This is a genomic window from Kineococcus siccus, assembly GCF_009906795.1.
In the GTDB taxonomy this organism is placed as follows: domain Bacteria; phylum Actinomycetota; class Actinomycetes; order Actinomycetales; family Kineococcaceae; genus Kineococcus; species Kineococcus siccus.
Genome location: NZ_JAAALN010000006.1, coordinates 1 through 13,607, shown reverse-complemented (window position 1 = coordinate 13,607; position 13,607 = coordinate 1). Strand labels below are relative to the sequence as shown.

The window sequence follows — 13,607 nt, the reverse complement described above, 5'->3', positions numbered from 1 at the left end:
CGTCTACAATCGTCGCGTAGTAGATCTTCGGCGATTCGCGCATGAGTTGTTCGAGGGCATATAGTCCCCCAAGTCGAGCATTCAGCTGCTGGTCGTCGTTAATGAGTTCGATTGCTCGCACAAATCTGTCGTTTCGTTGCGCGGCCTCAGTCAGGCGGGTAGTCTCCAAATCCCGACTTCGTGTCTGCTTTAGAGCTACGCGTGCGACCGTCACGTTGCCATGATTGACCCACACGCCAAGGGCGGCGATAGCTGCGGCGAAGACGGCGGCGGCAGGGATGCGAGCAGCGTTGACCGCAACGGCCCGTTCGGCGGGGGTGGAAAAGGCACGCCGATTAAGCTGCTCAGGGACCAGCCAAAGAGCCGCGACTGCAAGTCCGGCCAGTACGCCCAACACGAGTAGCGCGGTAACAGCGCCTCGGGCGGTGCCAAGGGTACGCCAAGCCTCTGGAGACTCGTCGGATCCTGGGGCGTCGGCACTCACTTCCTCGGAGTGTGGGTTCTTACCCGCCGGCTTTGACCCTCTGGCGTCTGTCATGCCGGAAGAGTGGCATCTTGCCAGCCGTCACTGCCACCCTTCCTCCACCCCCGTCGGCGAGACCCTGCCCGGTGACCTCCAGGTCGCGCGCTGGCGTGCGGACTAGCGGGTGGCTCGAGCGTCGGAACCACCCCATAACCGAGGCCATCCTTACCTAAGCGCGGCTGCGGAGTGCTGGGACAACAGTGGGAAGTGCAATCGTTGACCCTTGCGAGGCGCGTCACCGGGAAGGTAACCGACCCACGGGAGGGGACCCCACATTGCAGGCAGCCGGCGCGATCAGTTGCGATGCCGCTTCGCTTGTAAGCCTGAGTGCCGCCACTGCTGTCCGGACTGAGCGACAGCCAAATCTAGCGCCTCGCTCTGTCGACCCTTAGCCATTGGCACTTTAGTGAAAGGCGTCGGCCGTGAGACGGGTGCCCTTTGCGCTTTGGCGGCGCTCCCTTATGTGTAAAGTCTGGATTGAAGTTCACCAACCGTCGACGTTACTCACTGAGAAGACGACTGAACGTGCGTCGTGCTGCTTGATGTTTAGAGCAGTCACTCGACGGGAGACATGCTTATGTGGGCAGCGTCAAAAGCTTGCACTAGACCCCGACTCACCAGCTGCCTTTGCCGCGTCTATCAGAGCTTCCGTCAGCGCATGCATCGGCGGCCATGGCGTCGGACTCTTTCCACCACCTGAGGTGATTGATTGCAACATGGCAGTGATTCGGCGTTTCACAGCCCTCTTGTCCGAGAGTTCTCCTTGGCGAGCATTCAAGCTTTTGTCGCCTTTTGACCATTGGATGGGCGTCAGTTGGCCGTCGGCGCCGCGTAGACAATCCTCCCCGAATTGGAACTCGATAGACACGGCGCAGCCGTTGACGTCGTCTCGTCCCTCACCGGCCGGGCCCAGAGTAGGATAATTCTGTGCGTAGGGGACATCGGGCAGCATAATCCACTTGATAGTAGGTCTCAGTGGCGCAGATCTAAGCGTGCGGTCGCCAATCCGCCCAGCGACGTCGTTATCGAGGACGCCAATGACTCGATTCGTAACGCCGGCTGCAGAGAAACTACGGAGCGTCTTGACGACGTGATCTACGCCCCCGGCTGGCTTCCCGGTATAGTCCAAGAACCGGAAGAAGTCTGCGACAGCCGGCGCCGTAATACGCAGCATGCGCTGCAGCAAATCCGCGTCACTAGAACCTTCGGTGACTACGATGACTGGGCCCGTGCTTGACAACTCCTGGGTCAACTCGTCGAAAGCCACTTGTGCGACAGCATCCTCAACTGCGAAGTACCCCGACAGCATGAGGTCGTGCAGATCGACGGACAAAATATGGGCGGGGTCCATGGTTGACAATTGGAGAGCCAGCAGGGTTCTATGGTCGGCCTCGCTGCCTAAGTAGGGCTCTAAAGCGTCAAGGCAGGCGTCCTCGATAGCAGTCAGTCTATGGGGGGCGCCCGTTTCGTCCTGGACTTTAAGGAGGGCCGAGAGTGCCGTCTCCAAAGCCGCCTCGTAGGGGATTCGCGCCTCGCCCTCTCCTTGTGCTGAGGGAATCTCGAACTGGTCGGTTTCGTACACCTCTCGGAGAAGGGTGACCACCTCTTCCTTGCAAGCGCCGCTTGTGAATCCCATGAGATCAAGCCGCTGCTTAACCACCGCAACAGGTGCACGGTATCCAAAGATTTCCCTCGGGGGTGTTCGCTCTATGTAGGCCGCGGCCTCCTCCATCTGTTCTTCCTCGCATACTATGACGTCAATCGAAGTGTTCTCCAGATCGTGGGCTAGCAACCATTTCGTGTCAACATACTTCTCCGCCTCAACGAAAAGGCTAAGAAGCCGAGCAGGGACAAAGTTCTTCCCCCACTGCAATTGCTTGCCCTCTTTATACAGCCGCCACCGAGCACCCATGGCTGCCTCCAAATGTGTCTTCCATAAGCCCAGGAACTTATGTCGAGTCGAATGATTGACGACCTGTCTACGTGGTTCAGACGGCAATTTACCGTAGCGCGCATGGTCGCGGGTGCCGAGGTGAGCCGCGACGGCGCGACCTAGCGCAGCCTTCCCTGCCCGTCGACTCGATCATGACTTGCTTAAGCGAGTGACATTTTGAAGGTGTGATTGAAATGCCACCCAAAATACGCGGCTCGGTCAGGTCGCCACGCAGAGCACTTCCGACCGGCCAACATATTCAGATAGGCATCAAGAGCGGTGGACGGCTGAGCCAGGTCGCTAATAAGAATGGAACCTGCAGTGTCGACGCTGATGTATCCTTCCTCAAATAGACTGTCGCAGCCAAACTTGCACGCGAGCATTGCGATAGCGGGGATGTCTAGCCGCTCCCAGGTAGAGCAAGCGGCGCGCTTCTTAATGTGGGCCGCGATCAGCATCTGCGCCGGGAAGTCACGCCCGCAGAGGTCACATCGACCTTCAAGCGAAGGTAAGAGGTGCCGGCGTAGTAGGCCTTGTTCAAGCCGTTGCACACCTTTAACTTCTCGTTCGGTCTCGCCCTTCAGTCCCGCCAGAAGGTTCTGTAGCGCTCCGACGGTTGGTGTCGACGGATAGGTGTCACTGTCGAGGGACAGTTGGTCGAATAGGAGTGCGCTTCGTGTCTCGTCAAGGACACTGAACCCTTGAATTACGTTATTCGCCTTGTACCCTACGATCTGGTTGAAGTCGGCGTACGGCAGATCGAAGTGTCGGAGTTCGTCGACCGCAAACATCAGCTCCCAAGTGCGATTCCTGTCGTCGGTGCCCCACAGCTTGGTGGCGAGTCCTGCATTGCGGAACTTGCGGGTCACCGTACCGCCACGGAAGATTCGCCCCTCAGCGGCGAACATAACGTAATCGCCCGTACTCATGCGGTCGTAACGACCTACGTTGATGTCCTTCTCGCCTGTCGTAGCACCCCAAAGGGGGGCTGCTCCCGACGGATAAAGCTTGACGAGTGACTGGTAGTCCACTCCAAGAAGTTGTGCATTCTCCTGTAGGGGAACCGGCGTAGCGATCGTGTCGGCGTAGTGCTTGCGTGCACCCGCGTTACCAGCCGGTTGCAGGATGACGCGCCTCAAGACTGCTCCTCGTAGTCAGTGTACTTACGGGCGTTGCCCCGGGACCGATCCACGGGGTACTTCTGTTCGTTGACGACAATCTTCGCCTTCAAGGCCGCTTCAAGGTCAATACTCAGGACGTCGGCCAAGCGAAGCAAGTAGGCAAGAATGTCGGCCATCTCCTCGGCCACGCGCACCCGTTGCACTTCGTTAACTGCCACCGCCTCACATTCCTGAGGGGTCAGCCACTGAAACAACTCGGTGAGCTCGCCAACTTCGCCGGTCAGCGCCATGATCAGATTCTTAGGGGTGTGGAATTGCTCCCAATCCCGCTCGCGCGCGAAGCTGTTTAGGGACGATTGTAATTCGCGGAAACTCATTCTCCTCCTACCTTCAGTTGATGACGTGCAGTCTAGTTGTGCCTGCGCACCGCAATGATCGCCCGCCACCTCGACAAGCGATGCTGCCACATGCTCTACGAGACCGTCTTTAAGTCAGCACAGGACCTCAGTCGAGCGATACAGATCTTGAGAGCGACCTTCGCGTAACGGAGCCGGCAGTGGTCGGGTGCGGGCCGTCCTCTGTGTGGAGGTCAGCTTCGGTCTCGTCGGGCAGCAGCGCCCGCGGCTCGCCGACGGTAGGTGATGCGAAGACCAAAGCTGCGCATGGAGTCCTGCCTCTCACTGCCCTTGCTCAGGTGGTTACGGCAGTAAAGCTCTTGTTGTGGCGCACGACGCAGGCACGTTCGTACTACTGTGTATATAAGAGCCGGACCGCCATCGATCTCAATCGTGAGGTGAACGAACTTGGTCGAGCCGCAATGGTTTAGCGCAAGTGGCAGTTTGGTGGCAGTTGGGCTGGCATTATTTGGACAACAGATTCGACCATGGGTCAATCGCCCTCGGCTGGAAGCCGCGTGGATCAACCCTACTGAGTCTTTGTCCGCTAGCCGTAGGCCGGAGCCTGAGATCGGCCAAGAGTTATGGGTCACTCTCGTCATTCGGAACCAAGGTCGTCGTGATGCCGCTGAAGACGTGCAGGTAATCGTCGACTCCATCGAGGTCGTTGGTGAGGGTAACCATACCCATCGAGACTACGAGCCGTTCCCGAGACGATTCTCGGTCTTCGTAAAGTGGAGCCACACCCGGGAGATCACGGAGACGATACCTGCTGGTTCTTCTAGGCGGATCGATCTGCTGCGATACACCAGCGAAAAGGGCGCTGCTACCTTCGTTCTTGCTAGAAATATCGACCAAAGACGACTAAACATCGACAACGCGGCGCGACTGCCGGGTCAAGGCTCCTACTGTTTGAATTTAACCATTGCCGCAAAGAATGCTCGCGGTATACGTCGAGCTGTCACGATTTCAGGTAAAGCCGATAAGGTTCAGGAGCGCTGGGACCCTGTGCAGGACCTCGTAGTCGGCGATCAACCAGTCCGCGCATTGAAGTAGCTGAGCCTCTAATACCATTGCCGTGTAAGTCAGAGAAGCGCTGCGCTCGGGGCCATATTGACCAGGCGCCTCACTCAAGCATGAGGAGCTAGAGAATTGATCATAAGTAGTGGAATAAGGGTCCGGACGCCAGACGGCTCAGCGGGAGCGCACGGGAACCCCGCCGGGGACCCCCTCCCTCCCGTCGACAGCAGTACCGGAGCGCATAGGGCCCGGGACCGCGCCCGGGTCACAGGGTCGAGCGGGGGACTTGGCTGATGCCGGGGCGAGGCCCGGTGCCGAAGCGGTCGGAGGAGCGGCTCGGCCACCAGTCAAAGGCGGACGCCGCGCGCGTGGAGAGGGCCGACGGGGCCGCGGTCGTCGAGCAGCCGGCGGCGGACCCGACCTGGTGCCGGCAGGCCGTGGCGCTGTGGGAGGCGATGGGCTCCTCCGGACAGGCGCAGTACTTTGAGCCCTCGGACTGGGCGGAGGTCGCGGTGGCGATGTGGTTCCTGACCTCGAAGGTTGCGGCGGGGCGGATAGCCGGGCAGGACCTGCAGGCGTTGCACTCCATCCTCAGCGATCACCTCGTTTCAGAGGGAGCCCGCCGACGCCTGCGAGTCGAGCTGCGGCGGTTGCACACGACGCCGGAGGTAGCAGCGCTGCCGGAGGGCGTCACGACGCTGGAGCGTCATCGAAGTGCCTTGACGTGACGACTTCGCATGGCGGAACGGGCACGGCGCGCTGAGAAATTCGCTAGCGTTCCGACACATGACGAATCACCGCCGGATGATCCCCGACCGTGAGGGGCGTCGCTGCCCCCTGTGCAGTGCAGTCCTGCAGGAGGAGGTCATCACCGTCACCGGCACCCTCGACCAAAGCCCTATTGACACCTTTAGCGAGACGCGGACATGTCCGACGCCTGGCTGTCTTGGGCTGGGATTCAAGAACACTGGAATAGCTGGCGCCTGACCTGACAGTCCTGGCATAGGCGGGGTCAGTAGTCGCTGATAGCGCCGAGCGACTTGGGCATGCCCCGCTCAGCCCACGCAGTCACGTGGTTGGTCCGCCTACTCGCGACGGGGCCCAAACGGTGCCCCGGGTGGTGTCCGCTCGGTTGTCAGCTGATGAGCGGAAAGCACGACTGATCACGACTAATTGGCGGGTAGCCTCACCAGATGTTGCGGCCGGAGTCGACGAGCCTCAGACCAAGCGCATATGACGCGTCGCAGTCGAGATCGGCAGGAGCACGTTGTTGCGAGCACTATCGAACCCTGCCATCTGAGCGACGTCATCTGGAGTCAGGCCACGCTCAATCAGTAGTTTGCCGATGTAGGCGGGCAACTCTGGCTCTTCCGGCGGTAGTTCGTCACTAAACGGTTCCACCGTCCGCCATCCGCGGATGGACATGGTTTTGTAGAAGTTTGTTCGCGCTTCCTTGGTCATCAAGTCGTCTCGGTATGCCCGCTCCACTAAGGCTTGCATTGAGACTCCCCATTCGCGCTTCAAGTCACCAAGACGAGCAATCTTCAACGACCGTAGCTGGGGTCGGATGACTTCCATCGGCATCAGAAATTCAGCGGCGAACTCATTCGCCTCATCTTCCAAGGATGGAGTCATCTCTTCGTGATGCAGCACGAGGTGCCCGAGTTCGTGCGCCATCGTCAACCGCTTGCGGTCCGTGGGGACTGAGCTATTCATGAAGATCACTGGTGTGTCGGAAACCCATTGCGACAGTCCGTCCACGCGGGAGTTTCCGAAGTCACGCTCAATGACAAGGCAGCCTGCAGCTTCCAGCCACCGCACTACATTCCTCACCGGACCAACAGGCATCCTCCACTGCATTCGCGTGAGCCGCGCAGCGTCGGACGCCCTCACCTCGATGGGGTCGAACGTAGGGATCCTCATCTGCGATTGCAGATGCACTTCCTCGAAGATCAAGCTCGCGTGCATCCGTAACACGTTGAGCTCTGCTTCGAGCTGCCGCCAAACCGTGGGCTTCGCCGTCTGGCGTCGACGCATATGTGCATCGACAGCCATAGCGGCTTCAGGGCGGCCTGCGTACGCCAGGAAGCGAGGAGTCACACCAAGTGCTTTGGCCAACTGGTCAAGGTTGTCCGCGTCAGGCTCACGGAGGTCGTTCTCCCATCGTGAGAGCGCGGCCTGTGTAACCCCGGCACCTTCTGCCAGTTCTGCCTGGGTGAGTCCTCGTGCCCGGCGAGTCGTCTCGATGACTACGCCGAGCTTGCTCATTCTTCTTCGTTCTCCTTGCGGTTGTCGCCGATGTTCGGCGAAACGATGACAGTGGGGAGGCCCGGCACGGGTGCCGGCGGGGCGGTGCTCACGGGAGCGGTACCGGCCTGCGGCGGAGCGGCGGGCAGTTCAATGATCCAGATCGGCGGTTCGCCATACCCATCATGCAAGGACAGGACAGTTTGACCCATGGTGGCCATGTCGGCGTCCCACTCGTAGCCCACGCAGAGCCGGACCTCGTCGAGGCCGATCTCGCTGAACAGCGTCGCTGACTGCTCGAAGAAGGCCAGCGCTCCCCGAGTCGGGTACGTCGCCACCAGACCGATCTTGGAGTGCTTCTTGACGCGGATGCGGTACCGCAGGCCCACGGTGATGTCGGTGAAGGGCTCGCGGTGGGCCACCGTAAGCCCGCTGACGTCTTCGAGCTCCCGGCGGCAGTGGGCGATGATTCGATCGTGCAGCCAGTTCGCGAGGCCTCGCTTGGTGGCATCCGCCACCCAGCCCGGGTGGGCGGCGCGATACACACCCAGGTCCTCGCGGGCATCCCTGAGCGCTGTAGCGAGGCCGATCACGATCTTGTCGCCGAGGTCGTCGAGGACCTCCTGCGATCCGGGGCGCGATGTCATACCAGGGAATATACCACCGCTCACCTCCTCGAACAAGGGTTCGGTTGGACGACCCATCAAGTCGTAGCCGACGGAGATGGTGGCGCGCCCGACTAAGTGTCAGAGCCAGCCATTGCCCGTGCGTTTGATGGTTGACCGGGGCCGGCGCCGCCGCTGCTCGACGGCACGGAAGCCCCGTGACCAGCGCAGCGCGAAGTCCTCTAGGGCCTGGTCGTCGTGGCAGGCCGCGAGCTCGGCGTCTTCCTCCAGCGTCCAAGGAGCGGAGCTGCGGTGGGCGTAGGCCGCGGTGCGGGCGTGACGGCTTGCCTGCGACAGGGGACGGTCCAGGTGGGGCACGTCGTCTTCATCGGCAGGCGCGGCCGCTCCCGCTATCGCCCGTCCGGGCAACGTCCAGCTCGACGGGCTTGTCGGTGCCGGCGGCCATGCTGCAGGACGTGGCACCGCTCCTACATGGACACCCCGACGACTGGTGGGACGGGCAGGACTGGGAGGCCTGGTGGGCGCGCCTGCGCGGCGACCAGCGCGCCGACCTCCTCGACCTCGGCTGGGGCGACGAGCCCCGCGGGTTCGGCATCGTCTTGACCAGCCTGCGCGGCGCGACCCACGAGGTCGCCGAAGTGCTCCAGTCGACCCCGGAGCGGCTGCGCTGCCGAGCCGTCGTCACCCGGCATCCCCCGACCGACGACTTCCTCGTCTGGCTCGAGGAGAAGCGCGCCGCCGCACCCGACTGCCTCGTCCGCTGACGAGGTTCTCGTCAGCGGGTGCGGCCGCCGGCCGTTCCGACCGTGACGGCCAGCGCCTGACCGAGCGCGGCGTGCAGCGCGTGGGCCTGGGCTAGGGTCAGGACCACGTCCCCACCAGGCTCCTCGAGCCGCCGAGGCAGAGCGTGAGCGGGTCGACGCTCCAGTGGGCACCGGCCACCGCGCCCTCGGCCCGACAGCTGCGAGGGGCGTGCTCCTGCGCTTCCTGAGTCACCCAGACCGCGCGAGCGTCTGGGGCGAGGTGAGAGCCGGCCGGGATGGTGGGCTCGCAGCGGTGACGCCACTCGACGACCTCGTCCTCAAGGTAAGCGGCCGAGCCGTCGCGGGGGATTGTCGTGGTCGCCAGGCCGGGGCGGCGGGCTCGTCGTGCTGGCACGTCTCGACGTCGAGGATGGTGACGGTCGTCCTCCGTCTAGGGGTACCGGCAGGTTCCTGTGATCGGGGGCACCTTGTCGGTCGCCTTGCCCGCGGTCAACGCACACGAGTTGATGCAAGGTGCATGTGGTGTGCATCAGGCGCCGCTAGCTGGTCCAGTTCTGGTCCAGTGGAGAGCGACTAGCACCACCAACAGACGGCAAGCGTCGACAAGTGAAACCGCAGGTCAGCACGATGCAGTCCTGTATCACCGCAGGTCACGGCCTCGGCGTGAACGGTCTCCGGCTTACAGGCCGGCTCGTCCACCCGTCCCGTCCGGCCGCCGCGTCCCCGGCGGACGCGTCGCGGCGCCCCGGTCAGCCCTCCAGGCCCAGGTGACCCCGCAGCGTCGTCGACGTGTACTCGGTGCGGAACCGTCCCCGCTCGCGCAGCAGTGGCACCACCTCGTCCACGAAGTCGTCGAGGCCGTGGGGGTTCAGGTGCGGGGTGAGGACGAACCCGTCGCACGCGTCGGCGTCGACGAAGGCGATCATCTCGTCGGCGACCTGCTCGGGGGTGCCGACGAAGCTCTGGTGGCTGGACATCTCCGCCGCCGTCTCGCGCAGCGTCAGGCCGCGGGTGCGCGAGAGCTCCCGCCACTGCGCGCTCACGGCGGCGCGGTCGATGCGCCGCGACGCGGCCCGGCCCTGCGAGAGCAGCTCGCCCTCGACGGGCTCGACGTCGGGCAGCGGGCCGTCGGGGTCGCAGTCGGACAGGTCGCGGTTCCACACCTGCTCGGCGAAGGCGATCGCGGTGGCGGGCGTGACCTGCTGGAAGCGGATCTGCTCGGCGCGCTCGGCGGCCTCCCGCGCGCTCGCGCCGAGGACCCAGGACACCGCGGGCAGGACCTTCACGTCGCCGGCCCGGCGGCCCGAGCGCACGGCCCGGCCGCGCACGTCGGCGACGAAGGCCCGGCCCGCCTCGAGCGTGCTGTGCCGGCTGAAGATGACGTCGGCGGTGGACGCGGCGAAGTCGCGGCCCTCCTCGGAGTCGCCGGCCTGGATGACGACGGGCCGCCCCTGCGGGCTCGGCGGCAGCGTGGCGCGGGCCCGGACGTCGAACTGCGGGCCGGAGTGGACGACCTCGTGCACGCGGGCGTCGTCCAGGAAGCGCCCGAGCGCGCGGTCGCCGAGCACGGCGCCCGGCTCCCACGACGCCCACAGCGCCCGCGCCAGCTCGGTGAACTCCGCTGCGCGGGAGTACCTCTCGTGGTGCTGGAGGTAGCCGCCGCGGCGGAAGTTCTCCCCCGTGAACGCGTCGGAGGACGTGACGACGTTCCAGCCCGCGCGCCCGCCGCTCAGCAGGTCGAGCGTCGCGAACCGGCGCGCGAGCTCGTAGGGCTCGTTGAACGTCGTGCTCATCGTGGCGGCGAGCCCGAGGTGCGTCGTGACGGCCGCCAGCGCGCTCAGCACCGCGATCGACTCGGGCCGCCCGACGACGTCCAGCTCGTGGATCAGGCCCTTCTGCTCGCGCAGCCGCAACCCCTCGGCCAGGAAGAAGAAGTCGAACGTGCCCCGCTCGGCGGTGCGGGCCATGTGCGCGAACGACGAGAACGCCACCTGGCTGCCGGCCGCCGGGTCCGACCACACGGTCGTGTGGTTCACGCCCTGGAAGAAGGCCGCGAGGTGCAGCGGCCGGCCCGCCGGCGCGCTCACGACGACACCGCCGCGCGGGCGTAGCGGCTCGCCGGCCGCGCCAGCCCGAGCCGGTCGCGCAGCGTCGCGCCCGGTCCGGCGGTGGCCAGCAGCCCCGAGGCCGCCAGGCGGGGCGCGAGGTCGCGGGCGATCCGGGGGAGGTCCTCGGCGAGCGCTGCGGGCCGCAGCTCGACGCCGTCGAGCCAGCCGCCGACCGCGGCGGACGTCCGCTCCAGCTGCGCGGCGAGACCCGCGGCGGTCCCGACGAACGCCGGCACCCCGTCCGCGCCGAGCGCGTCGAGCTCCTCCGCGCGGCCCCGGGCGGCGGTGTCGTCGTCGCCGAGCACGACGCGCAGGCTCGCCAGCACCCGGACCTCGCGGCCCAGCCCGGCCGCGGCCGCCCGGACGCGCTGCGCCGCCTCGCGCGTGCCGGCCAGGTCGGCGCCGGTCAGCAGGACCAGGTCGGCCCGCAGGGCGGCCGTGCGCAGCCGCGCCGCCCCGGCCGGCGTGGCGACCGGGACGCGCACGGCCACGACGGGCCGGCCCTGCGGCGGGCGCGGCACGATCGACGGCCCCCGCACCGTGAAGGCCCCCGTCGGGCCGCCGGGCCCCGGGTCGGCGGCGCGCACGGGTGCGTCGACGTGGTGCAGGCGCTCGCGGTCGACGAACCGGCTCGTGGCGACGTCGCGGACCACCGCGTCGTCCTCCCAGCTGTCCCAGAGGCGGGCGACCGCCTCGACCACGTCCTCGGCCTGCGCCCAGACGAGGTCGGCGGGGGCGGGCGCGCGCCGGCCGATCGCGGCGGCGGAGGCGGCGTCGGTGGACACGTCGACGACGACCCCGGCGCGCCCCTCGCTCACCAGGTCGAGCGTCGCCGTCGCGGTGGAGACGTGGAAGGGCTCGGTGTGCGTGAGGGTGACCGTCGGCAGCAATCCCAGGCGCGACGTCTGGGGCCCCAGCCAGCAGGCGGTGGCGAGGGCGTCCAGGCGGCCGCGCAGCCGGCCGGGCGCGGGCTCCGGCAGCGCGAGCGCGTCGTCGAGGGTGGCGAAGACCAGGCCGGCGGCCTCGGCGAGCAGCGCGGCGTCGCGCGCCGCCCGGCCGTCGAAGGCCGTCAGGTCGGGGGCGGTGGGCAGGCGCCAGGCTCCGGGGGCGTCGCCCGCACCGTCCAGCGCCGTGCCGACCGCGTACGTCGGGGTGGTCATGGTCCTCCTCGGGCTCCGCTCGGGCGGGGGTCCGGCGCCCGGCCGCGGCGTGCGGACGGGCGCCGCCCGGCGCGGCACCGCGGGGACCCGGCCCGGCCTGCAGCGGCCGGGGCGAGGGTCAGGGGCGCAGCCGCGACCGGGACGAGCCCGGACACGAGGACGAGCCGACCCGGCAGAGGTCGATGTGCTCACGACGGATCAGTCGCAGGCTCGTGCGGTCCACAGGCGCGACCCTAGGCCACGCGTCGGGTCCCCGCGGCCCCGGCGCCGCCCCCGCCCGGTGGGCGGAAACCCCTGGGCGCAGCCCGCGCGGGCCCCCATGATGATCGCCGTGGACCCCGAGCAGCAGCAGTTCGTCACGACCTTCCGCACCTTCCTCGAGGAGGTCGTCCACCGGGCGCGGGCGGAACCCGCCGACGGCGAGCCCGCGCTCGCCGACGTCGTCGCGGAGCACCTGGGGACGGCGGTGACGCAGCAGCCGGTCGTGCGCGAGGACGTGCTCGAGCACCAGTTCGTCGACGCCGACGTGGCCCTGGGCGTCGTGGCCGAGGCGGGCGGCGGGGAGCGCGTCGTCGGCGTCGGCGGCGGCGACCAGCGCCACCACTCGAGCTTCGGCGACCTGCTGGGCAACACCTACGGCCGCTTCTCGACCGCGGCCGTCGACCACGTCAACCTGCCGACGGGGCCCGACACCGACCGGCGCGCGGTCGCGTTCGGCGTGCGGCTGCTCCGCTTCGATGGGGTGCCGGTGGCCGTGCTGCAGCGCGCCGCGCAGCGCCAGTACGGCCGCGAGCCGGGCCTGGAGGTCGTGGCGGCCGACCCGGACGTCGTACCCCGCCTGCTCGAGGAGGTGCGCCGGCTCATGCTCGAGCGCAGCGTCCTGCGGGGGCAGGTCGTCTCGTTCAGCGGGTCCCCCTACGACCCCTCCAGCGGCGGCATCACGTTCCTGCGCCGCCCGGACGTCGCGGCCGGGGACGTCGTGCTGCCGCCCGGCGCGCTGGAGCGCATCGCCCGGCACGTCGTGGGGGTCGGCGCGCAGCGCGCGCGGCTGACCGCCGCGGGCCAGCACCTCAAGCGCGGGGTCCTGCTCTACGGCCCGCCCGGCACGGGCAAGACGCTCACCGTGCGGCACCTGCTGTCCCGCACGCCCGGGACGACGACCGTGCTGCTGTCCGGCCGCGCCCTCGCGCACGTCACGACGGCCGCGCACCTGGCGCGCGCCCTGCAGCCGGCCCTCATCGTCCTGGAGGACTGCGACCTCGTCGCGGAGGACCGCAGCACGCACCCGGGCGAGCAGCCGCTGCTGTTCGAGCTGCTGGACGCCATGGACGGCCTCGAGGGTGACGCCGACGTCGCGTTCCTGCTGACCACCAACCGCGCCGACCGGCTGGAGACGGCGCTCGCGCAGCGTCCCGGCCGCGTCGACCTCGCCGTGGAGGTCCCGCTGCCGGACGAGGCCGCGCGGCGGTCCCTGCTGGCGCTGTACGCCCGCGACCTGCCGCTGTCCGCGGCGGCCCTCGACGCGGCGGCCGCCCGCAGCGCGGGGGTGACCGCGTCCTTCACCAAGGAGCTGCTGCGCCGCGCGGTCCTGCTCGCGGCCACCGACGACCGGGAGGTGTCCGACGCCGACCTCGCGACGGCCCTGGACGAGCTGCTCTCCGACGCGGAGACCCTGACGCGCAGCCTGCTCGGCAGCGGGGGGACCAGCGT

The 13,607-nt window shown here is 66.8% G+C and carries 12 protein-coding genes; 4 read left to right on the top strand and 8 right to left on the bottom strand.

The window, feature by feature from the left end; all coding sequences use genetic code 11:
* Positions 1-1,112 precede the first annotated feature (1,112 nt).
* The 3 genes from GTR02_RS01920 to GTR02_RS01910 all read right to left on the bottom strand — a co-directional run bounded on the left by GTR02_RS01920 (position 1,113) and on the right by GTR02_RS01910 (position 3,954).
* Positions 1,113-2,435: a hypothetical protein gene (locus GTR02_RS01920; RefSeq protein ID WP_166605789.1), complete on the bottom strand. Its 1,323-nt coding sequence runs from the start codon at positions 2,433-2,435 to the stop codon at positions 1,113-1,115.
* Between the two features lie 182 nt (positions 2,436-2,617).
* A complete protein-coding gene (locus GTR02_RS01915; protein WP_166605788.1) occupies positions 2,618-3,595 on the bottom strand; it encodes a hypothetical protein in 978 nt (325 codons plus the stop codon).
* On the bottom strand, positions 3,592-3,954 hold the full coding sequence (locus GTR02_RS01910; protein ID WP_166605787.1) for a nucleotide pyrophosphohydrolase: 363 nt from the start codon (positions 3,952-3,954) through the stop codon (positions 3,592-3,594). The genes GTR02_RS01915 and GTR02_RS01910 overlap by 4 nt, the downstream gene beginning before the upstream one ends.
* Before the next feature lie 426 nt (positions 3,955-4,380).
* Between GTR02_RS01910 and GTR02_RS01905 the strand changes: the two genes are divergently transcribed.
* Positions 4,381-5,028 (top strand): hypothetical protein, encoded by a 648-nt coding sequence (locus GTR02_RS01905; RefSeq protein ID WP_166605786.1) that lies wholly within the window; start codon positions 4,381-4,383, stop codon positions 5,026-5,028.
* Between the two features lie 275 nt (positions 5,029-5,303).
* Entirely contained in the window at positions 5,304-5,720 is a 417-nt protein-coding gene (locus GTR02_RS01900) for a phage terminase small subunit (protein ID WP_166605785.1), read from the top strand.
* A gap of 490 nt (positions 5,721-6,210) precedes the next feature.
* On the opposite strand, the gene GTR02_RS01895 is transcribed toward GTR02_RS01900, so the two are convergent.
* The 3 genes from GTR02_RS01895 to GTR02_RS01885 form a co-directional block, all read right to left on the bottom strand.
* The gene (locus GTR02_RS01895) at positions 6,211-7,260 is read right to left on the bottom strand and encodes an XRE family transcriptional regulator (protein WP_166605784.1); all 1,050 of its coding nucleotides are present in this window, start codon (positions 7,258-7,260) and stop codon (positions 6,211-6,213) included.
* Positions 7,257-7,886: a hypothetical protein gene (locus tag GTR02_RS01890; protein ID WP_166605783.1), complete on the bottom strand. Its 630-nt coding sequence runs from the start codon at positions 7,884-7,886 to the stop codon at positions 7,257-7,259. The genes GTR02_RS01895 and GTR02_RS01890 overlap by 4 nt, the downstream gene beginning before the upstream one ends.
* A gap of 99 nt (positions 7,887-7,985) precedes the next feature.
* Entirely contained in the window at positions 7,986-8,222 is a 237-nt protein-coding gene (locus tag GTR02_RS01885) for a hypothetical protein (protein WP_166605782.1), read from the bottom strand.
* Positions 8,223-8,320: 98 nt separating this feature from the next.
* Here GTR02_RS01885 and GTR02_RS01880 point away from each other — a divergent pair, with 98 nt between their 5' ends.
* Complete coding sequence (locus tag GTR02_RS01880) at positions 8,321-8,629, top strand: hypothetical protein (RefSeq protein WP_166605781.1); 309 nt, start codon at positions 8,321-8,323, stop codon at positions 8,627-8,629.
* Positions 8,630-9,378: 749 nt separating this feature from the next.
* Here the strand turns inward: GTR02_RS01880 and GTR02_RS01875 are convergent.
* Together GTR02_RS01875 and GTR02_RS01870 are read right to left on the bottom strand one after the other, a co-directional pair.
* Positions 9,379-10,716 (bottom strand): NtaA/DmoA family FMN-dependent monooxygenase, encoded by a 1,338-nt coding sequence (locus GTR02_RS01875; RefSeq protein ID WP_166605780.1) that lies wholly within the window; start codon positions 10,714-10,716, stop codon positions 9,379-9,381.
* Positions 10,713-11,897, bottom strand: coding sequence for an LLM class oxidoreductase (locus GTR02_RS01870; protein WP_166605779.1), 1,185 nt, complete (start codon positions 11,895-11,897; stop codon positions 10,713-10,715). Before GTR02_RS01870 ends, GTR02_RS01875 begins: the two co-directional genes overlap by 4 nt.
* Positions 11,898-12,177: 280 nt before the next feature.
* On the opposite strand from GTR02_RS01870, the gene GTR02_RS24110 reads away from it, so the two are divergent.
* Positions 12,178-13,607 (top strand): AAA family ATPase (locus GTR02_RS24110; protein ID WP_338073516.1); only part of this gene is annotated, 1,430 nt, incomplete at its 3' end.